The 22,024-nt window shown below is 30.8% G+C and carries 20 protein-coding genes and 1 pseudogene; 9 read left to right on the top strand and 12 right to left on the bottom strand.

All coding sequences use genetic code 11. From position 1 onward, the window contains the following. Positions 1 to 442 (bottom strand): annotated as a pseudogene (locus tag AC1XJX_RS07895) (hypothetical protein); the annotation flags it as partial. Between the two features lie 43 nt (positions 443 to 485). Continuing rightward, complete coding sequence (locus tag AC1XJX_RS07900) at positions 486 to 908, bottom strand: hypothetical protein (protein ID WP_482003429.1); 423 nt, start codon at positions 906 to 908, stop codon at positions 486 to 488. Positions 909 to 1,163: 255 nt separating this feature from the next. On the opposite strand from AC1XJX_RS07900, the gene AC1XJX_RS07905 reads away from it, so the two are divergent. From AC1XJX_RS07905 to def, 6 genes are read left to right on the top strand one after another with little or no spacing between them, the layout of a single operon-like run. Continuing rightward, positions 1,164 to 2,192: a rod shape-determining protein gene (locus tag AC1XJX_RS07905; protein ID WP_482003430.1), complete on the top strand. Its 1,029-nt coding sequence runs from the start codon at positions 1,164 to 1,166 to the stop codon at positions 2,190 to 2,192. 11 nt (positions 2,193 to 2,203) lie between these two features. Further along, complete coding sequence (gene mreC / locus AC1XJX_RS07910; RefSeq protein ID WP_482003431.1) at positions 2,204 to 3,025, top strand: rod shape-determining protein MreC; 822 nt, start codon at positions 2,204 to 2,206, stop codon at positions 3,023 to 3,025. Next, complete coding sequence (locus tag AC1XJX_RS07915; protein WP_482003432.1) at positions 3,018 to 3,524, top strand: rod shape-determining protein MreD; 507 nt, start codon at positions 3,018 to 3,020, stop codon at positions 3,522 to 3,524. Before mreC ends, AC1XJX_RS07915 begins: the two co-directional genes overlap by 8 nt. Continuing rightward, positions 3,521 to 5,461, top strand: a complete 1,941-nt coding sequence (mrdA, locus tag AC1XJX_RS07920; RefSeq protein WP_482003433.1) for a penicillin-binding protein 2 — start codon at positions 3,521 to 3,523, stop codon at positions 5,459 to 5,461. The genes AC1XJX_RS07915 and mrdA overlap by 4 nt, the downstream gene beginning before the upstream one ends. Continuing rightward, complete coding sequence (rodA, locus tag AC1XJX_RS07925; RefSeq protein WP_482003434.1) at positions 5,461 to 6,738, top strand: rod shape-determining protein RodA; 1,278 nt, start codon at positions 5,461 to 5,463, stop codon at positions 6,736 to 6,738. The genes mrdA and rodA overlap by 1 nt, the downstream gene beginning before the upstream one ends. Positions 6,739 to 6,770: 32 nt before the next feature. Continuing rightward, positions 6,771 to 7,397 (top strand): peptide deformylase, encoded by a 627-nt coding sequence (gene def / locus AC1XJX_RS07930; RefSeq protein ID WP_482003435.1) that lies wholly within the window; start codon positions 6,771 to 6,773, stop codon positions 7,395 to 7,397. 78 nt (positions 7,398 to 7,475) lie between these two features. On the opposite strand, the gene AC1XJX_RS07935 is transcribed toward def, so the two are convergent. From AC1XJX_RS07935 to AC1XJX_RS07955, 5 genes are all read right to left on the bottom strand, one after another. After that, positions 7,476 to 8,555, bottom strand: a complete 1,080-nt coding sequence (locus AC1XJX_RS07935; RefSeq protein ID WP_482003436.1) for a hypothetical protein — start codon at positions 8,553 to 8,555, stop codon at positions 7,476 to 7,478. A 97-nt stretch (positions 8,556 to 8,652) separates the two neighbouring features. Next, entirely contained in the window at positions 8,653 to 9,414 is a 762-nt protein-coding gene (locus tag AC1XJX_RS07940; RefSeq protein WP_482003437.1) for a hypothetical protein, read from the bottom strand. Beyond that, entirely contained in the window at positions 9,401 to 9,979 is a 579-nt protein-coding gene (locus tag AC1XJX_RS07945; protein ID WP_482003438.1) for an RNA polymerase sigma factor, read from the bottom strand. The genes AC1XJX_RS07940 and AC1XJX_RS07945 overlap by 14 nt, the downstream gene beginning before the upstream one ends. A gap of 158 nt (positions 9,980 to 10,137) precedes the next feature. Beyond that, positions 10,138 to 11,181 carry an RluA family pseudouridine synthase gene (locus AC1XJX_RS07950; RefSeq protein ID WP_482003439.1) on the bottom strand — a complete coding sequence of 348 codons (1,044 nt, stop codon included), beginning with the start codon at positions 11,179 to 11,181 and terminating at the stop codon, positions 10,138 to 10,140. Positions 11,182 to 11,183: 2 nt separating this feature from the next. Further along, positions 11,184 to 11,741, bottom strand: coding sequence for a PASTA domain-containing protein (locus AC1XJX_RS07955; protein WP_482003440.1), 558 nt, complete (start codon positions 11,739 to 11,741; stop codon positions 11,184 to 11,186). Between the two features lie 138 nt (positions 11,742 to 11,879). Here AC1XJX_RS07955 and AC1XJX_RS07960 point away from each other — a divergent pair, with 138 nt between their 5' ends. Beyond that, on the top strand, positions 11,880 to 12,854 hold the full coding sequence (locus AC1XJX_RS07960) for a D-alanine--D-alanine ligase (protein ID WP_482003441.1): 975 nt from the start codon (positions 11,880 to 11,882) through the stop codon (positions 12,852 to 12,854). An 18-nt stretch (positions 12,855 to 12,872) separates the two neighbouring features. Beyond that, a complete protein-coding gene (gene coaD / locus AC1XJX_RS07965; RefSeq protein WP_482003442.1) occupies positions 12,873 to 13,328 on the top strand; it encodes a pantetheine-phosphate adenylyltransferase in 456 nt (151 codons plus the stop codon). Positions 13,329 to 13,353: 25 nt separating this feature from the next. On the opposite strand, the gene argS is transcribed toward coaD, so the two are convergent. Next, positions 13,354 to 15,138, bottom strand: coding sequence for an arginine--tRNA ligase (gene argS / locus AC1XJX_RS07970; protein WP_482003443.1), 1,785 nt, complete (start codon positions 15,136 to 15,138; stop codon positions 13,354 to 13,356). A 474-nt stretch (positions 15,139 to 15,612) separates the two neighbouring features. Here argS and AC1XJX_RS07975 point away from each other — a divergent pair, with 474 nt between their 5' ends. Continuing rightward, entirely contained in the window at positions 15,613 to 17,685 is a 2,073-nt protein-coding gene (locus tag AC1XJX_RS07975; RefSeq protein WP_482003444.1) for a tetratricopeptide repeat-containing sensor histidine kinase, read from the top strand. A gap of 3 nt (positions 17,686 to 17,688) precedes the next feature. Here AC1XJX_RS07975 and ctlX read toward each other — a convergent pair whose 3' ends face one another. From ctlX to queA, 4 genes are all read right to left on the bottom strand, one after another. Beyond that, positions 17,689 to 18,621, bottom strand: coding sequence for a citrulline utilization hydrolase CtlX (ctlX, locus tag AC1XJX_RS07980; RefSeq protein ID WP_482003445.1), 933 nt, complete (start codon positions 18,619 to 18,621; stop codon positions 17,689 to 17,691). Between the two features lie 73 nt (positions 18,622 to 18,694). Next, positions 18,695 to 19,672, bottom strand: a complete 978-nt coding sequence (locus AC1XJX_RS07985; RefSeq protein ID WP_482003446.1) for a polyprenyl synthetase family protein — start codon at positions 19,670 to 19,672, stop codon at positions 18,695 to 18,697. A 9-nt stretch (positions 19,673 to 19,681) separates the two neighbouring features. Continuing rightward, positions 19,682 to 20,722, bottom strand: a complete 1,041-nt coding sequence (gene rlmN, locus AC1XJX_RS07990) for a dual-specificity RNA methyltransferase RlmN (RefSeq protein WP_482003447.1) — start codon at positions 20,720 to 20,722, stop codon at positions 19,682 to 19,684. 244 nt (positions 20,723 to 20,966) lie between these two features. After that, on the bottom strand, positions 20,967 to 22,016 hold the full coding sequence (gene queA / locus AC1XJX_RS07995; RefSeq protein ID WP_482003448.1) for a tRNA preQ1(34) S-adenosylmethionine ribosyltransferase-isomerase QueA: 1,050 nt from the start codon (positions 22,014 to 22,016) through the stop codon (positions 20,967 to 20,969). Positions 22,017 to 22,024 lie beyond the last annotated feature (8 nt).

Genomic DNA, 22,024 nt, shown 5'->3' on the forward strand with positions numbered 1-22,024 from the left:
CTACACAAATACTAGCTGTTGTATCTGTTGTTCCTGCTATTTGAATCGCGCCTCCATTTACTGCATTTCTGCTTACTGATATTGGATTTGATAAATCAAAACATCCTGATAAGTCTGACACATTACTCGCAGTTGCTAATCCGATATCGCCTGTATAACGTAAGTACCAAATATCGCAGATGCCTGTTGGTGCGCCTTCTAAATTAAATCCGCCTGCAGGTTGTGTTGCTGGTACGCCTAAAATGTTTCCTGTTGCTTGGTCTGTTATTACCCATGTTGAATTCTCGCCTGATAAAACACCCATGTCTACAAACTCTACAGCTATTAAATCATTTGTTCCTTCACCTACACAAATACTAGCTGTTGTATCTGTTGTTCCTGCTATTTGAATCGCGCCTCCTTCAGCATCACAAGCAGTCCACGATGCTGCAGAACCTCCCATAGTGGTTGTATATGGCGCTCCTCCTGAGACAAAATTTAAGCTACTATCCCAGCGTCCTTACCGCCTGAGCTACTCTAGGTTGCCCCGTAGCGCCCCATTGCACGTAAGCTATTAAGTCAGCAGAATTAGATGACCCAAAATTAGTATTACTAAATAAGCTTAAACCATCCATAGTATCATTCATGGTATATGATAACGTTACGTCTGCACCTGCGGCTAACATTAAGCTACCATTTACAGGAGTAAGAGAGCCTATTTGCACATAAGTTCCTGGTCCTAGACATAATTGATAGTTTGTTAAATCTATCGTGGAAGAACCAGGATTTGATATAGTTAAAACATTTGTAATAGTGTTTACACTAGTAAACGTCACATCTTGAGCACTTACATGAAAGGTTGCCAAAAAAAAGCAACACATCATAAAGCTACATTTCATGATTTTTTTTAAAAGTAATTCTCTTTTCATTTTAAATGATATTTATTAATTTATAATTTAAGTAAAACTAATAAGTCAATACTATCCAAAATGTTAGCTATCTAACATTAACGAAAATAAAAAGTTAAATTTTAAAAAAATATGAGTTTAAACCCATAAATAGAATCCAAAACGAATGTGTATTAATAATAATACTATTTTGAACAACATATGTAATATATATTTATTAACTTTTATTACTTTTACAGAGTTCTTTTTATTAAACTCTAATACTACTTTTAGCACATGGGATTTTTCGACTTCTTAACCGAAGAAATTGCAATAGATTTAGGCACTGCAAATACACTTATTATTCATAACGACAAAGTTGTTGTTGACGCGCCTTCTATAGTAGCCAGAGACCGTATTTCTGGCAAAATAATTGCCGTTGGACAAGAAGCTAGCTTAATGCAAGGTAAAACCCATGAGAACATTAAAACTATTAGACCATTAAAGGATGGAGTTATTGCAGATTTTGATGCTTCTGAGCAAATGATAAGTCTGTTTATTAAAAACATCCCAGCTTTAAAAAAGAAATTTTTCACACCAGCTCTTCGTATGGTAGTCTGTATTCCTTCAGGTATAACTGAGGTTGAAATGCGTGCTGTAAAAGAATCATGTGAGCGCGTTAATGGAAAAGAAGTATACTTGATTCACGAACCTATGGCTGCTGCTATTGGTATTGGTGTAGATATTATGCAACCAAAAGGAAATATGGTGGTTGATATAGGAGGTGGTACAACTGAAATTGCAGTGATTGCCTTGGGGGGTATTGTATGTGACAAATCAGTTAAAATTGCTGGTGATGTATTTACAAACGATATTGTTTACTACATGCGTACGCAACATAACTTATATGTAGGTGAACGTACTGCTGAAAAAATAAAAATTCAAATTGGTGCTGCTACTGAAGATTTAGAATTACCACCAGACGATATGAGTGTTCAAGGACGTGATTTATTAACTGGTAAGCCAAAGCAAGTATCCATTTCATATAGAGAAATTGCTAAAGCTCTTGATAAATCTATTTTGAGAATAGAGGATGCTGTTATGGAAACTCTTGGGCAAACACCTCCCGAATTAGCTGCCGATATTTATAATACAGGTATTTATTTAGCAGGTGGTGGATCTATGTTGCGTGGCTTAGATAAACGTTTATCGCAAAAAACAGATTTACCAGTTTACATAGCCGAAGATCCTTTAAGAGCTGTTGTACGAGGGACAGGAATAACGCTTAAGAATTTACCTAAATACAAAAGTGTATTGATAAAATAGGTCTATAAACCATGCAACAAATTATTAACTTTATAATAAGAAACAAAAACTTTTTGTTATTCTTGTTGTTGTTTGGTATTTCAATATTATTTACAGTTCAATCACATTCTTACCATAAAAGTAAGTTTATTAATTCTGCTAACTTACTTACAGGTGGTGTTTACAATTCGATAAATAACATTAGTGGCTATTTTAACTTAAAATCTCAAAATCAATTATTGGTGGAAGAAAACACAAGACTTCGTTCACTTCTGAGAAATTCGATAATTAAATTAGATTCTACCTTTATTGATAGTTTATCCTTTGATGAGACTTACAAATTTTATAATGCTAATATTATTAAAAATAGTTACTCATTAACAAACAACTTTTTAACTATAAACAAAGGAAAAAACGATAGCATTAAACAAGATTTTGGCGTAATTTCATCAAAAGGTATCATAGGTATTATTGATAAAACAAGTGCTAATTATGGAACTGTTTTATCAATTTTAAATACAACTAGCAGAATTAGTGCCCAATTAAAAAAAACAAATCATTTTGGAACACTAACATGGAATGGCAAATCTCCTCAATTAATTCAACTTATCGATATCCCAAAAGTTGCAAAATTTAAAGTTGGAGATACTATAATAACCTCTGGTCGTTCTTCTATTTTTCCAAAAAAAATAGATATTGGAACTGTTGAAAGTTTCAAATTAGACGATGCTGAAAATTATTATCAAATTGAAGTTAAACTTTTTAACGACATGACTAATATTGAACATGTTTACATTATTGAAAACATTGAAGTTAAAGAAATTACTAATTTAGAAAAATCCCAAAATGAATAGTATTTTTTCAATACATACATGGCGTTTTTTTGCGTTAGTAATTTTGCAAGTTTTAATATTTAATCATATCAATTTTTTGGGATATATAAACCCATATATATACATTTTATTTATTGCTTTATTCCCAGTTAAAAACAATCGAATCATATTAATTTTACTCAGTTTTTTTTTAGGAATTATTATTGATTTCTTTTTAGATACAGGTGGTATTCACGCTGCAGCTTGTGTTTTTATAGGTTATGTTAGACCCGTGGCTTTAAAATTTTCTTTTGGAACAATTTACGAACATCAAACTGTAAAATTCAATAGTGTAGATTTTGGAGCTAAACTCAACTATTTAACGTTCCTAACTATAATGCACCATCTCATGCTATTTTCACTTGAAATTTTTAACTTCTCCAAAATAATTTTAGTACTTCAAAAAACGTTATTCTCAAGTATATTCACTATTTTATTATGTATGACCATAAATATAATCTTTAGTAGAAAAGCTAAATGAGACAATTTTTACTTTTTATTTCTGTAATAGCTGTTGGAATATTATTTATTTCAAGACTTTTCTATTTACAAGTTTACAATGCCAGTTCTCATGATTTATATGAGGATAATGCAATTAGAAAAGTTTATGATTATCCAAAAAGAGGTTTTGTATATGATAGAAATGGTGCGCTTTTAGTAGCAAACCAACCATCATACGACGTTATGATAATTCCTAGAGAAGTAGAACCTTTAGATACTCTAGAATTTTGTTCTTTATTAAAAATAGAAAAGCAACAATTCATAAACACATATAACAAAGCTTATCGTTACTCGCCTAGATTACCATCCGTTTTTGTACCGCATTTATCAAAAGAAGATTATGCAGTTTTACAAGAAAAAATGCGGAAATTTCGTGGGTTTTATATTCAAAAACGTTCGTTAAGACATTATCAGACCACCATAGGAGCTAATGTTTTAGGGGATATAGGAGAAGTTAATAATGCCATTATCAATAAAGACCCTTACTATAAAATGGGAGATTTAGTAGGGAAGCAGGGAGTAGAAGCTTCCTATGAAAATACATTAAGAGGTGTAAAAGGCATTAAATTTATCCAAAAAGACAGATTTAACAGAAATATTGGGCCTTACAAAGATGGTATATTTGATACTATCCCTGAACAGGGGAAAGATATAACCATTACCATTGATGCACAACTTCAAGCATATGGTGAGTTGCTTATGAAAAATAAGCGCGGTGGCATTATAGCTATTGAACCTAGTAGTGGAGAAATTCTAACCATGGTATCGGCGCCTTCTTATAATCCTAATTTATTAGTAGGAAGAGAACGCTCTAAAAATTTCACAAAATTATATAACGATACGATAGCTAGACCTTTATATGACAGAAGTTTGTTGGCACAATACCCACCTGGCTCTCCTTTTAAAGTTATAAATGCACTAGTAGGTTTACAAGAAAATGTAGTTACAACTGAGGATAGATTTTATTGCAGAATGGGTTATTATATAGGCAGTAGAAGATTAACAGGTTGCCACAGTCACGCAAGCCCATTAGCTATGAATGATGGTATCGCACAATCCTGTAATGCCTATTTTGCAAATGTATATAGACGTATTATTGATAAATATGAAGATGCTGGAGATGGTATGAATGTATGGAGCAATCATGTTAAAAGCTTTGGTCTTGGTGACTATTTGGGTTATGACTTAAAAATTGGAAGCAAAGGACGCATCCCTGACGGAGATTTTTACGATAAATGGTATGGAGAAAACCTTTGGGTTTCAACATACAATGTATCTAACGCCATTGGACAAGGCGAAGTAGAAGCCACCCCAATTCAACTAGCTAATATGGTTGCCGCCATTGGTAACAGAGGGTATTATTACACACCTCACATCATAAAATCTATAGAAGGCGAGTCTATTGATGCTAACTATACCACCCCAAAATATACCACTATAAACAAAGAACATTTTGAACCCGTTATACAGGGTATGTTTGATGTTTATAATAAAGGAACTGCCTATTCTTTACAAGTACCAGATATTGAAATTTGTGGAAAAACAGGTACTGCACAAAATTACACTAAAATAAATGGTGTTAAAACAGAATTAACAGACCATTCTATTTTTGTGGCATTCGCCCCTAAGGACAACCCTAAAATAGCCATAGCTGTTTTTGTTGAAAATGGTTATTGGGGAAGCCGTTTTGCTGGAAGAATAGCCAGTTTAATTATTGAAAAATATATAAAAGGCACCATAACCAGAACCGATTTAGAGGAATGGCTTATAAAACATAGTCTTCAAAATGAATATGAAAAACCACTTTCCGATAAACCTTTTGCAATTAATGGCAACTCAACTTTACAACTTGTTGAAGAACAAGAATATTTACAATTAAAAAAAGAGCTTGATAAAATTAATAAACTTGATAATTAATGGTTAGGGAAACTAATAGGCATTTTAAATTCGATTGGATTACAATTGTTTTATTCTTACTATTGGTTGGTTTTGGTTGGTTAAATATTTTATCTGCATCGCACACAGGTACTACAATAAATTATTTCGACTTTTCTCAACCATTTGGGAAACAGCTTATTTTTATTTTTCTAACATTTGGATTAATAATCCTATTATTAGCTATTGATACAAAATTTTACGAACGTTTTTCAAGTATTATTTATATAATTTCAATGTTATCACTTGTTGGACTTTTTATTTTTGGGAAAAATGTAAATGGCGCAACCTCGTGGTATGGTATTGGTAGTTTTACAATACAACCAAGCGAGTTTGCTAAAACGGCCACTTCTTTAGCGGTGGCCAAGTATATAAGCGATTTAAATACAAATATTAAAACACTTAAAGATCAAATTCAAACATTTATCATCATAATAATACCTGCTATTCTAGTGCTTCTTCAAAACGATACAGGTAGCACCATTGTATATGGCGCTTTCTTCTTTGTATTGTATAGAGAAGGGCTTCCGAAATATTACTTAACCATTGGAATATCAGTTATTTTAATATCTATTTTATCTTTAAAATTCGGACAGTTAATTACTTCAATTTTAGCAATAACACTTATAATTACTTATCATTTTTTAAGCAAAAAGAAACTTAGAATCTACCAATCACTTTTAATTGCATTAGCTGCTATAAGTATATCGTTTGGCTTAAAATTCTTTTATCAAAGCATTTTAAAACCCCACCAACAAGAACGAATTAGTCTTTGGCTCAGACTTGAGAAAGACCCAGAAAAATTGGAGAGAATGAAACAGACTTTTGCCTATAATTTAAATGAATCTGAAAAAGCAATTAGCTCTGGAGGTATAACCGGGAAAGGCTTTATGGAAGGAACTAGAACAACAGGCAAGTTTGTGCCTGAGCAACACACAGATTATATTTTTAGTACTGTAGGTGAAGAATGGGGGTTTTTAGGTAGTGCATTAGTGGTAATACTTTTTGTATTGTTATTGCTTCGTATTTTGCATTTAGCAGAGTTACAAAAATCTCAATTTAGTCGCGTTTATGGCTATGGTGTCGCTTCTATAATTTTTATACACTTTTTAGTGAATATTGGAATGGTAATGGGGCTAATTCCAACTATTGGAATACCCTTACCAATGTTTAGTTATGGAGGTTCTGGACTCTGGGCATTTACTATTTTATTATTTATTTTTATTAAATTAGATTCTAATAGAATTAACGAATGGTAAACCTATAATTAGCTCAGAATGAATTCGATCTTATGAAAAATAATCTCTTTCTTTTTTTTACAGCTTTATTAATTACAGGATGCTTTGGAACAAAATCTGTATCTGAAAAATTATTTTCTTCTGAAAACACTAAACTGATAATGAATGCAGATAGTTTAAAACCGATGCGAGTTTTTAAAATAACTAACGTTAATGACTCTTTATTGCTAAGAACAAAAAGCAACTATATAAAACCAGACCGAAATAATCCTGTTTTACGAAATTTTGTAAAACGCCTTTATGCTACTGTTAGAGATAGTGCCTCTATGGGTTTAGGAATAGCAGCACCGCAGGTAGGAATTTTAAAAAATATTATATGGGTACAACGTTTAGATAAAGAAAATTTACCTTTTGAAGTATACCTAAATCCAAAAATTGTAAAGTATTCTGATGAAAAACAAACTAATAAAGAGGGTTGTTTGTCTATTCCTGAAAGAAGAGAAACCTTAAGCAACAGAGCCTTGGCAATCGAGATAGAATATGATACTATGGATGGTAATCATAAAACTGAAACGATTAAAGATTTTACATCAGTTATTTTTCAACATGAAGTTGACCATTTAAATGGTATTTTATATTTAGATCATCTACAAAAAGAATTGAAAGATGCTAAAAACTAATATTAACTTATAAATTAATCAAAAGGCGAAAATTTAAATTTTCGCCCTTTTGATTAACAGAAATACTAATAATTATTTCTAATCCATATCAAACCTAACTCCAATTGATATGTTATTTTGTTTGATAGCTTGGTTATTAAATATTGGTGATAAATCATATTTTACATAAAGAGCTACCTCATCAATTGCCACGTAACCACTTAAACCATATACTAAATTTGATGTATTAAAATCACGTTTTTGTTTATCTTTTATTCGTTCGCCATCTAGTTCGTATTTCAATTTTTGTCGTGTTCCAATATTAAAACCAGCATATCCACCAAGTCCTATTTTAAATTGTTTATTTGTTGAATATCTATAATAAGTATCTTTATCAATTCTTTTAGATGGTCCAAATTCAAAATGAATTGGGAATACTAAGTTAGTAATAGAAAGTTTAGACTTTTTTAGATCCTCAGGAAATTCCTCTAACATAGTTTGATTGCCTTGCTGAACAAAATAATTATTATCAGTAGGTTTTAATCCGTTAATTTGGAAAGAGTAACCATATTTTAAACGTAAAAAATTAGAATTTTTAAATAATCTAGTTTTCCAAGCCCAACCAATTTCAAAAAAACGAGAACCGCCAATTTCATAAGGTGAATCATCAAATTTTTCACCCTCAATAATCGCATTGTTTAAACCAAAAGCTAAGACAAAATCACTAGAAGTACGTAAATCATATTTTTTTGGTTTGTTTTTATTCTTTATTCTAATACCAGCAAACCCATCTTGCTCGTTACCAAAACTAAACCCTATTTCAGAAATTTCTTCATCACTACTAGCGTCATAACCATCATCATTTCTTTCTAATAAAGCAATTTTATTATTAATTATAGCAATCCTATTTTCAATATTTAAAGCTCGTTTTTTAGCTACTTCTTTTTTAAGATTCTCGGCCACTTCTTTAGTAATATATCCATTACTCAGTCGAATATTTATAGCTTCAACTTCCGCTTTTAAAAATTCTCTCTCTTGATTTTCAATTTCTTCCTTTATATATTTTAATCTTGCGATTTTATCATTATTATTTACATTTTGAATGGTGTCTTGTGCATGAATGAATTGTACACTTAAACACAGTAATAGGAGTCCTAAACACTTTGTAATTGTTTGCATAACTGTTCGTATTATACTGAATTTGCTTCAGTATCTGTTAATAATTGATTGTGATTTATTTTACTTTTTTTTAGATTCCAGCTTTGGGGAAAATTTATTAATTGTTACGTTGGGCAACTGCAGTTTTTACCGAATTATAACTAGATTTAATAGCATCAAAAACTTTACTTCTAAAGGATTGATCCAATTCAGCCTCAACGTCTTGAAGCAACACATTAGCATCAACTACTCCTGTAGTTTCGTTAAGTAATCTATTTAATTTAATTTCTTTTTGAGCTTGGTTAAGTAACGCATTAATTTCGTCATCTGTAACGTCATTATTTTGGTTCTTCAAAATAGTAACTTGAGCTACTACTTCTTGAATTTTTTGCTCTTCAAAAGTTAAAGTGTTTTTTAAAAATTTAATTTCTTGGGCTATACCAATCCTATTAGAATCGTTTTCTTTTTTTGGATTAGTAGCTACTTTATAAGCATCATTAATAGTCGATTTAATTAGATTTTCATCTTCATACTTTTCAATAATTTTGATTTTATCAATTGTAAAAGTTAATTCTTCAATAGGTTTTAAATCTTCTGTTGTGATTGTAATTGTAGCTTCATGTTTTTTCACATTTACTTCTGGTATTGTTACAACTTTTATCGGTTCTTCAACAATAGTATGATTATTGAAAAATTGAGATCCTATAAATATAACTCCCACAATACTAGCAGTTAAACCAAGCCACCAATAAGGTTTTTGATGCTTTTTATCTTCTTTATCTAAACGATTGGATAGTTTTTCCCAAGCATTTTCTGATGGCTGTAACCTTCTAATTTCAAGCTTTTCTTTTAACTGATCTTCATATTTAAGTGGTGCCATAGCTTGTTGTTTTATTTAATTCTTTGATTTTTTCTTGTAACATTTTCCTAGCTTTAAATAATTGCGATTTTGAAGTGCCTTCTGTTATTTTTAGCATGTCTGCTATTTCATGATGCTTATAACCTTCAATCGCATACATTACAAATACTATTTTATACCCTTCGGGAAGTTCGTCAATAAATTCTTGTATTTGAGAAACCTCAATATTAGTATCTATATTGTTAGAGTAATCATCATATATCAAAATATCATCTACTGAAAACTCTACTTTTTTTTGTTGCCTTAAAAATGAAATAGATTCTCTTACCATAATTCTTCGAATCCAACCCTCAAAATTACCTTCATTTCTAAAACTAATCAAATTAGAAAACACTTTGAAAAATGCATTGAGCATCACATCTTCTGCATGTTGAAAATCTTTTACATAATATCTACAAACGCTCAACATTTTTGGAGCATGCATTTCAAACAAAACATTTTGTGCCTCTCGATCTTGCTTAATCGCTTTTTTAATAAGCATCGGTTCGTTTTTATGTAATTGAATAACTTTCAACAATGATTTCATTTTGCTTTCTATTTATAAAGACGCAAATTTTAAACAAATGGTTGCCTAAGGGTGTTGATATTTTTAAAAATACTTTTAAATTTTCATGAAAATAAAGATAAACCCTTGAACAAAAAAGATTTAAAGGTTATGGGCAAAAATAAAAAAAATGAAGTTACCTACTCTATTTCTTGATGTTTAGAATAGTTTTGCCACTTTTCAATACAGTTTTGCATATCATTAGGAATAGGAGTATCAAAACGCATAAACTCATTATTTTTAGGATGTTTAAATCCAAGTGTTTTTGCGTGCAATGCTTGACGTGGTAATATTTTAAAACAATTATCTACAAATTGTTTGTATTTAGTAAACGTGGTTCCTTTTAAAACTTTTTCGCCTCCGTAACGCTCATCATTAAACAAGGTATGCCCTATATGCTTCATATGAACCCGGATTTGATGCGTTCGTCCAGTTTCTAACTTACATGAAACTAAAGTCACATACCCTAAACGCTCAAGTACTTTATAATGAGTTACGGCAGGTTTACCTTTATCAGCTTCATCACCTAAGAAAACTGTATTCTGTAATCTATTTTTAGGATGTCGCCCAATATGGCCTTCAACAGTCCCTTCATCTTCCTCAATATTCCCCCAAACTATAGCAACGTATTCACGCTCGCTTGTTTTTTCGGCAAACTGTAAAGACAAATGAGCCATAGCTTGTTCGGTTTTTGCAATAACTAATAGGCCACTCGTATCTTTATCAATTCTATGAACTAAACCTGGACGTTCACTAGAATTGTTTGGCAAATTATCAAATCTGTATATTAAGGCATTAATAAGAGTTCCCGAATAATTACCATGACCAGGATGAACTACCATACCAGCTGGTTTATTTACAACTAAAAGCGTATCATCCTCATAAACCACATCAATGTCTATAGCTTCACCAACTAATAAGTTTTCATGAGGAGGATGCGTAAATAAGACTCTGATTTTATCAAATGGCTTTACTTTATAATTGGATTTTACTACCAATCCGTTTACAAATATACTCCCATTTTTGGCAGCTGCCTGAATTTTGTTACGCGTGGCATTTTCAACAAAATTCATTAAATATTTATCTATTCTTAGTGGGTTTTGCCCCTTTTCTACGGCAAATGCATAATGTTCATATAGATCATTATCATCTTCTTCAGGTAATTCAGGTGTGAAATCTTCCATATTTATGGTCTGTTTCCGTTACCTAAAACCAAATCTATTACAGATGTTTTTGGAAGTTTATCGCCAGTTTCTATAGTAGTTCCTTTATAGGTTAGTTTTAAAACCATTTCTTTTCCAATATTATCAACATAAGTTGTTTTTCCAATTTTAAAACCCAAAGCTTCTAGTGTTGGTTTTACTTGTCGGTATGTTTTATCAATTAAGCCATCTGGAATTCTAATTTTTCTATATCCAGAAGGATTTAATGTAATATATATTTTTCTGTCTTCTTTAACTTTAGCTCCTGCTAATGGATCTTGTTCAATAACCGAAAACTTAGGGTAATCAGGATTATAGTTGGCAGAATCTTGAATTTGTAGTACTAAATTATTATCTTCTAGTTCTACCTGAGCAACATTAATAGATTTTCCTTTTAAATCCGGAACCGTTTCAAAATTCCCATGATTAGTAGTCATTCTTAGCCATTGTAAGAGTATAAAACATAGCACAAAAATTGCTGCAATAGCCAATAAAATTTGCTTCAAAAAAGTTTTACTGGTAATGAATTTAATAATACTCATGTATAAAATTTCTATTAGGCAAATATATAAAAAACAGAACTGTTTTTTCTTTTGCAATTTATATGATATTTTAGCTTAACTTATATTAGTTACGTTTAATTTTAAGTTTTAGACGCGTACTAAATTACTTCTACATCAATGAAAAAAAATATAGCCGTTATTATGGGTGGGTATTCCAGTGAATATCAAATCTCTATAAAAAGTGGAAACGTGGTTTATGAAACCTTGGATTCTTCAAAATACAACGCATATCGCATCCATATTTTTAAAGAAAAATGGGTGTACGTTGATGCAAATGATAAAGAATTTCCTATTGATAAAAATGATTTTTCTGTTAAAGTTGATGATAAAAAAATAAACTTTGATTGTGTTTTTAACGCCATACATGGTTCTCCAGGTGAAGACGGTTTTATGCAAGCCTATTTTAAATTATTAAATATCCCACAAACTAGTTGTGATATGTATCAAGCCAGTTTAACTTTTAATAAACGAGATTGTTTAAGCGTTTTAAAACCTTATGGTATAAAAACTGCAGAATCTTACTATCTAAATTTAGGTGATAATATTAACGAAAACGATATCATCTCTAAAGTTGGACTACCTTGTTTCGTTAAAGCAAACAAAGCCGGAAGTAGTTTTGGGGTTTCTAAAGTTCATAAAAAAGAAGATTTACAAAATGCGATTGATATCGCTTTTAAAGAAGACGATGAAATTATTATTGAATCCTTTTTAGATGGAACAGAGGTTTCAGTTGGAGTTATAACGTATAAAGGAAAAACAAAAGTATTACCAATAACAGAGATTGTAAGTGAAAATGATTTTTTTGATTATGAAGCTAAATATTTAGGAAAATCTCAAGAAATAACACCCGCAAGATTAACAAAAGAGCAAGAAAATAAAGTAAATGCGATTGCTGAAAAAGTTTACAATATTTTAAAAATGAAAGGCTTTAGCCGAAGTGAGTATATTTTTAAAAATGGCGAGCCACATTTATTAGAAGTAAACACTATACCGGGTTTAACTCGGGCTAGTATCCTACCGCAACAAGCAACAGCAGCTGGTATAAGTATGAGTGATTTATTTGATAATGCTATTGAGGAAGCTTTAAAATAAATATTGTAATTTTAACATATGAAAAGCGCTTTATTCCCAGGATCATTTGATCCGCTAACTTTAGGCCACTACGATATTATAAAACGTGGTGTAACCCTTTTTGATGAAATTATTGTTGCTATTGGAGTGAACTCAGATAAAAAATATATGTTCTCCTTGGATGAACGCAAAAAATTTATTGAAGAAGCTTTTGCTGATGAACCTAAAGTAAAAGTGACAACCTACAAAGGATTGACTGTAGATTTTTGCAAAGAAATTGGTGTAGATTTTATTTTACGTGGGCTTAGAAATCCAGCAGATTTTGAATTTGAAAAAGCAATTGCACATACTAACAGGAGCCTTTCTGAAATTGAAACTGTTTTTCTTTTAACATCATCCAGAACCTCGTACATCGCATCATCTATTGTTCGTGATGTAATCAGAAATAATGGGGATTACACTAAATTAGTTCCTGATAGTGTTAGGGTAAAGTGATTTTAAAACTTTTTTAAACCCAAAACTACATTCTTTCTGGTACCTGAATACCCAATAAACTGAAACTATTTTTTATAGTATTTGCAACCATATTAGAAAGTTGAATTCTAAAAACTTTTTCATTAGGATCATCTGCACCTAAAATAGATACATTTTGATAAAAAGAATTAAACTCTTTTACTAAATCGTAAGTATAGTTTGCTATTAAAGCTGGACTGTGATTTTCAGCAGCATTTTGAACAACTTCTGGAAATAATTGAATTTGTTTTATTAACTCCTTTTCTTTAAGATGAAGTGCAATTCCATTAACATCTGATCCAATAACAGTTTGTAACTCTGATTTCCTTAAAATCGATTGAATTCTAGCGTAGGTATACTGAATAAAAGGACCTGTATTTCCTTGAAAATCAATAGATTCTTTAGGGTTAAACAAAATTCTTTTCTTGGGATCCACTTTTAAAATATAATATTTTAAAGCACCTAACCCTATGGTTTTATATAGTTCTTTTTTCTCTTCTACTGAGTATCCATCAAGTTTACCTAATTCCTCTGAAATTTCCTCTGCAGTTTGAGACATATCAGCAATCAAGTCATCAGCATCTACAACAGTTCCCTCTCTACTTTTCATTTTACCACTTGGTAAATCTACCATTCCGTAGCTTAAATGATATAAATTTTTAGCCCAATCAAAACCTAATTTTTTAAGGATTAAAAACAAAACTTGAAAATGATAATCTTGCTCGTTACCAACCGTATAAACCATACCACCAACATCTGGAAAATCTTTAATTCGGTGGATAGCAGTACCTATATCTTGTGTCATGTAAACCGCTGTTCCATCAGCACGTTGTACTATTTTTTTATCTAATCCGTCTTCTGTTAAATCACACCAAACTGAGCCATCTGCTTCTTTTATAAAAACTCCTGATTTTAAACCCTCAACTACAAACTCTTTTCCTAGTAAATAGGTATTGCTTTCATAGTACAATGTGTCAAAATCTACACCTAAGTTTATATAAGTTTCATTAAATCCTTCATAAACCCAACCGTTCATTTTTTTCCAGAGACTCACTACTTCTTCATCGCCTGCCTCCCATTTTAATAGCATATGTTGAGCTTCTAATAAAATAGGCGCTTCTTTTTTAGCTTGCTCTTCAGTACTTCCTTTAGCGATTAAATCTTGTATTTCTTTTTTATACTCTTGATCAAACTTCACATAATAATTACCAACTAATTTATCACCTTTTAAACCAGTGCTTTCCGGAGTTTCTCCTTTACCATAATGTTTCCAAGCCAACATACTTTTACAAATATGTATACCTCTATCGTTTATAATTTGAGTTTTGTAAACTTTCTTACCTGAAGCTTTTAAAATTTCTGCGACACTATAACCTAAAAGGTTATTTCTTACATGCCCTAAATGAAGTGGTTTGTTTGTGTTAGGTGAAGAATACTCTACCATTATAGCTTTTTCTTCCGCTTTTGGAAAAACAAAACCAAAAGTTTCATTTGCTTTATTAATGTTGAAAAAATTGAGGTAGAAGAAATCACCTATTTCGATATTTAAAAACCCTTTTACTACATTAAAAGCTTTAACATCGATAACTTTTTCAACTAAATAATTTCCTATGATTTCGCCAATTTGAACCGGATTACCTTTTACAAATCGCAACATGGGAAAAATCACAACCGTAATATCTCCATCAAATTCTTTTCTAGTTGCTTGAAATTCGACTGTTTCTAATGCAACATTAAAATTAGATTTCACAGCTTCTTTTACGTGATTTGATAAGATATTCTCAAGATTCATTTTGACGTTTTTATAGGTTTGCAAAGATAACAAGTTTTTTATGTTTTTTTAAGATTTACATAAAAGCTTAGTAAGTAGAAATTAGCGACAAGAAGCTTTGAATTTTAAACCAAATAATTTCAAAAATTCTGTTAAAAGTAATGGTATGAAATTGTTGAAAAAAAATGAAAACTATATTGTATTTTATCGGTAAAATAGCGGTTTTTCTATGATTTTTGCCGTTAATCTATTCGTCGATTTTTAGGCTGTTTTTTGGGTGGTATTTCATCTAATTTATTGGTATTAAAACGCAGAAATTAGATTTTGATAGTGCTTTTATCAACTTTTGCTGAGTAAAGCTATTATTAAATCCAACTTGTTGGAAAAAAGCAACACGAACTGACAATTATAACTTATTAAAGCATTTTATATTCTCTCAAATATAAAAACCCAAAAGTGAGTGCTTTAGTGCCTAGTTGTAATTTAAATGTTAATATGAGGAAAATAATTATTTTATTAATTGTGAATTTGTTTGTTTTAATTGGTTTTTCTCAAACCAATGAGATAGATAGCCTCGCTTTAGAATTAGCTTTCCAAGATCAGGACACTACTAAAATTGAAACCTCATTAGAACTTGTAAAATCTCTCTTTAAAGTAAAAGAGTACGATAGAGCCCTAAAATACATTATTGAAAGTGAAAAACTTTCAAACTCTATTAACTACAAAAAAGGCATCGCAGAAATTACTTTTTACAAAGCATTAATATATGCTCAAAAAGGCGATTACATTAATGCTATAAGCGGATATAATAAATCAAAATCATTATTTGAATATCTTAAAGACACCCTTAATATTGCTAAAGTTAATAATAGCATAGGTTTAATTGAAATTGGTAGAGGTAATTATAGTAAAGGTTTAAAATATGCCCTCGAAGCGATTAAAGAATTAGAAAGTAGAAATTTAACTAAAGATCTTGATTTAGCTTATGGCAACTTAGCCAATGCTTATTATAATATAAATGCTTTTGAAAAAGCCTTAGAATTTTATAAAAAAGCGCTTGTACAGCAAGAAAAACTGAATGATGTTGAAGGTATTAATGGCTCTTGTAGCAAATTAGCAGAACTTTATTCAAGAAAAAAAGAACACAGAAAAGCTATAGAATATTACGAAAAAGTTTTAGCTAGTAATGCTTCTAAAAATGATTCTGTTAGAGGATATATTTACCCAAAACTAGGTGGTGAATATTTAAAATTTAACGACTTTGATGAAGCTTCAAAATATCTCATTAAAGGTTATAATATTAATATTCGTAAAGAAGACAAATCTAATTTATTGGTTACTTTAAATAATTTAGGTGATTTAAATATCAAACAAAACCGTTTAGTTATTGCTGAAAAACAATTACTAGAAGCGGGCGATATTGCGAAAAGGATTGACAACAGTACCGAGCTTTTAAAGCATTATGATTTAATGAAAACTCTTGACTCGATAAAAAAGAGATACGATAGAGCTTTTATATGGCAACGAGAATATTATGAGTTAAACAATAAACTCAATAAAAAAGAAGCTTTAATAGGAAACAACAACTTAGACCAACAAGAAATTGAATTAAACAAGATTCTAGAAACACCTTTAAATATTCCAAACTCTAACAAAAGTAAAAATTTAAATAATGAAGCGTCTGATGAAAGGTACAATAAATTAAAACTTATTTTTTATGCACTGCTAGGTGCCCTAGCTATTGTATCTACTTTTTTAATTTTTATCTTTTTAAAACGTAATAATAACATCAAATACGTTCAAGAGTTAGAAGAAAAGAATATCAAAATTGAATTACAAAACGAAGCGATTTTAGAGCAAACCAAACATTTAGAGAATGTAAACAATGTAAAAGACAAACTCTTTTCTATTGTATCACATGATTTAAAAGATTCTCTTTCGTCTATAAATGGTTTTATAGATTTACTTAAAGATGGCTCCTTAACAAGAGAAGAATTTTATAATTTAATTCCTGAGTTAAGTGAAAATGCAAATAACGCTTCCTTATTATTATTTAATTTATTAAACTGGTCTAAATCTCAAATGCAATCATTAGAGCCTAAACCAACATTATTTGATGTTCAAGAAGTTTTTGAAGAAAAGGTAAGACTTATTGATCAAAGAATGGAGAGTAAAGGAATTAATTTGGTAGATCACTCGCTAAGAGATTTTGCTTATGCAGATAGAAGTATGATTGAAATTGTTATCCAAAATCTCCTTGCTAACGCATTAAAGTTTTGTAAAAATGGCGATACAATAACGGTTTCTAATCATATTAGTAATGGTAGTTGTATTCTAAGCGTTGCAGATACCGGAATTGGTATTTCTAAAAATAATCTTGAAAAACTATTTAAAAATAATTCTTTTACTACCGTTGGCACTAACAATGAAAAAGGCACTGGTTTGGGGCTTTCTATTTGCAAAGAACTTGTAGAACTTAATAATGGTAAAATATGGGTAGAAAGCACTCAAGGTGAAGGCAGTACTTTTTATGTACAGCTACCAAAATCTACCTCCATCTTAGTTTAAAAATTAGTGTTTAGGTAAAAAAACCTCTGCCATCATACATCGTGCACTCCCGCCTCCACAAGTCTCAATAGTTTTTAAGGACGAAAACAATATTTTAGAATGTTTTTCAATAGTATTTATTTGCTTTTCTGTTAATATGTCATATGCTGCTTGACTCATAATCACAAAGGAGGTATTATTAGCACCTTTTAACTGTAACATATTACCTGCAAAATTATTCATTTGATTTTCAGAAATATCAATAACATCTTTATCATCTTGTTTTAAGTGAGACAATACATTTTTACGTTCCTTTTTATCATCAATACTGTTTAGACAAACAACCGCAAAAGTTTCACCAATACACATCATTACATTGGTATGATAAATTGCTTTACGTTTACTATTTACAGTTTGATAGGCATTAAAAATTACTGGAGTATACTCAAAATCCTCACAAAATTCTATGAACAAATCCTCATCTGCTCTTGGTGATAAAGCACAATATGCTTTTCTATTAGATCTATCTAAAACAATACTCCCTGTACCTTCCAGAAAAATATTTTCGGCTTCGGCACTAGTGTAATCATAAACATTATTAATCAAAAAACCTTCAACTTCAAGAGTTTCCAAAATATCCTCTCGGCGTTCTAAACGTCTGTTTTCAGCAAACATGGGATACAAACCTACATTACCGTTTTCGTGAAAAGACACCCAATTATTTGGGAAAATAGAATCTGGTGTATCCGTATTTTTAGTGTCATTCACAACAATTACTTGCACACCTACATGCTTTAGCTTTTCAACAAAAGCATCAAATTCTTGTTGTGCTAAAAGATTAATTTCAGTGTTTTTTTTATCTATATCTTCTTGAAAATAGTTATTAATAGATGTTTGTTCGTTCATCCTGAAATTTACCGGACGCACCATTAATATGGTATTTGATGTTTGTTGCATTGATTCAAAATTAAATAACAAAAATAGGTTCAATTATTTTACAAAAAATAATTTTTACTTAAACCTAGAAAGACTACTTCTTCCTATCAATAACGTAATTAACCATTAATACTAGTGAGTTTTTAAAATCCGACTTTGGGTATGATTCTAGCAATAACAATGCTTCATCCTGAAATGCTTTCATTTTAGAAATGGCATAATCTAAACCTCCGTTTCTTTTCACAAAAGCAATAACCTCTTTTACTCTTTTTTTGTCTTTATTATGATTTTTTATAGAATTGATTAACCACTTTTTATCTTTTTTTGAAGCTTGATTTAAGGTGTAAATTAAAGGCAACGTCATTTTCTGTTCTTTAATATCGATACCTGTTGGTTTGCCAATTTGGTCATCGCTATAATCAAACAAATCATCTTTTATTTGAAAAGCCATTCCAATAAGTTCTCCAAATTTTCGCATGGTTTCAACATGCTGCGATTCTGGTTTAACAGAAGCTGCTCCTAAACTACAACAAGCAGCAATTAAGGTTGCAGTTTTTTGACGGATAATTTCATAATAAATAGCTTCTGTAATATCCAATTTTCGAGCTTTTTCAATTTGAAGAAGTTCGCCTTCACTCATTTCTCTAACAGCAATCGATATGATTTTAAGCAAGTCGAAATCATTATTATCAATAGACAGTAATAAACCTTTTGATAATAAATAATCGCCAATTAAAACTGCTATTTTATTTTTCCAAAGTGCATTTACAGAAAAGAATCCACGTCTTCGATTACTATCATCAACAACATCATCATGTACTAAAGTTGCTGTATGAATAAGCTCAATAACGGAAGCGCCTCGATAGGTTCGCTCACTTACTTCACCATTTGAAACCATTTTAGCAACTAAAAACACAAACATTGGTCGCATTTGTTTCCCTTTACGGTTTACTATATAGTGGGTAATCCTATTAAGTAAAGCCACTTTACTAGACATAGAAAGTTGGAACTTTTGTTCGAAAAGATCCATTTCATACGCTATAGGTTGCTTTATTTGTTCTACTATTTTCACTAATCAAATTTAGCTTTTATTTGCCAATTGCCCACAAGCAGCATCAATATCCTTACCTCTACTTCTACGAACATTAACTACAATTCTATTTTTCTCCAAGGAATTAATATAGTTTTCTAAAGCCTCGTTATTTGCTTGCTGAAACTCGCCATCATCAATAGGGTTGTATTCTATAATATTTACTTTACAGGGTACATGTTTACAAAACTTAACAAAGGCATCAATATCTTTTTGACTATCGTTTATACCTTTCCAAACCACATATTCGTAACTTATTTTACGGTTTGTTTTTTCGTACCAATATTCTAAAGATTCTCTCAAATCATTCAATGGAAAAGTTTCGTTAAATGGCATGATTGAAGTTCGAACTTCATCAATAGCTGAGTGTAGTGACACTGCTAAATTAAATTTAACATCATCATCAGCCATTTTTTTAATCATTTTTGGAACACCCGAAGTTGAAACTGTGATTCGCTTTGGCGACATGCCTAGACCTTCATCGGAAGTTATTTTATCAATAGCTTTTATAACATTGTTGTAATTCATGAGTGGCTCACCCATACCCATAAATACAATATTACTTAGTGGCCTATTAAAATATAATCTACTTTCTTTATCTATAGCTACTACCTGATCGTAAATTTCGTCTGGATTTAAATTACGCATACGTTTTAAACGTGCTGTTGCGCAAAATCTACAATCTAAACTACATCCTACTTGACTAGAAACACAAGCCGTTGTTCTAGTAGCAGTTGGTATTAAAACAGACTCAACTATTAAACCATCATGCAATCTTACTGCATTTTTAACGGTACCATCGCTACTGCGTTGCATGTTATCTACTTTAATATGATTGATAACAAAGTTATCTTCAAGCATTTGGCGTGTCTCTTTAGAGATATTCGTCATATCCTCAAAAGCATGTGCAGATTTTTGCCAAAGCCACTCAAAAACTTGATTGCCTCTAAAAGCTTTGTCACCCTGTTTTACAAAGAAATCTCGTAATTGCTCTTTGGTTAATGCTCGAATATCTTTTTTTTGTGATACCATAGTTTATGCAAAAATAGTGAAAGGATTTGCGATTTACGATTTTTGATTTGCGAATTATGAATTGATACTAAATTTCGAATTAGCGATTACAGCAGAATCCTTTTTTGAGATTAACGAAACCAAATATTTTGTTTGAAGTTAGTGTAGTTTCAAAAAATATAAAGCCTAAAGTGCTACCCTTTTTGGTAATGCCCTGATTAAAAAAAAGCCTCTTAAAAAAGAGGCCCAAAAATTATAATTTAAATTATATAATCAACATGGCGTCGCCATAGCTATAAAATTTATAACCTTCTTTAACAGCTTCATCATAAGCACGTTTTATAAAATCATGACCTGCAAAGGCAGAAACCATCATTAAAAGAGTTGATTTTGGTGTATGAAAGTTTGAAATCATACTGTTTGCTATACTGAAATCGTAAGGTGGGAAGATGAATTTATTCGTCCAACCATCAATTTCATTTAACATTCCATTTGATGATACTGAACTTTCTATAGCACGCATTACTGTGGTACCAACGGCGCAAACGCGTCTTTTATTTTTTATGCCTTTATTTACTATTTCAACTGCTTTATCATCAATTGTAAGCTCTTCACTATCCATTTTATGTTTAGATAGATCTTCTACTTCAACAGGATTAAAAGTTCCTAAACCTACATGTAAAGTAACCTCAGCAAAATTTACACCTTTAATTTCTAAACGTTTTAATAGGTGCTTAGAAAAGTGAAGTCCAGCAGTTGGTGCAGCTACAGCACCTTCTTTTTTAGCGTAAATAGTTTGATAGCGCTCTTCATCTTCTGGCTCAACAGATCTTTTTATGTATTTTGGAAGTGGTGTTTCACCTAATTCGTTTAATTTTAAACGGAATTCTCTGTAAGATCCATCATATAAAAAACGTAGCGTACGGCCTCTAGAAGTTGTATTATCAATAACCTCAGCAACTAACGTATCATCATCACCAAAATAAAGCTTGTTCCCAATTCTTATTTTACGAGCAGGATCAACTAAAACATCCCATAAACGTTGCTCTTCATTTAACTCTCTTAATAAAAACACCTCTATTCTAGCGCCTGTTTTTTCTTTATTGCCATACAATCTAGCAGGGAAAACTTTAGTATTATTTAAAATTAAAACATCATCTTCATCGAAATAATTGATGATATCTTTAAACATTTTATGCTCGATGGTTTGCTCTTTTCTATTTAAAACCATTAAGCGAGACTCATCTCTGTTTTCAGCTGGATATTCTGCTAATAATTCGTCTGGTAAATTAAAACCAAAGTGTGATAACTTCATGTTGAACC

This window comes from Flaviramulus sp. (assembly GCF_982512915.1).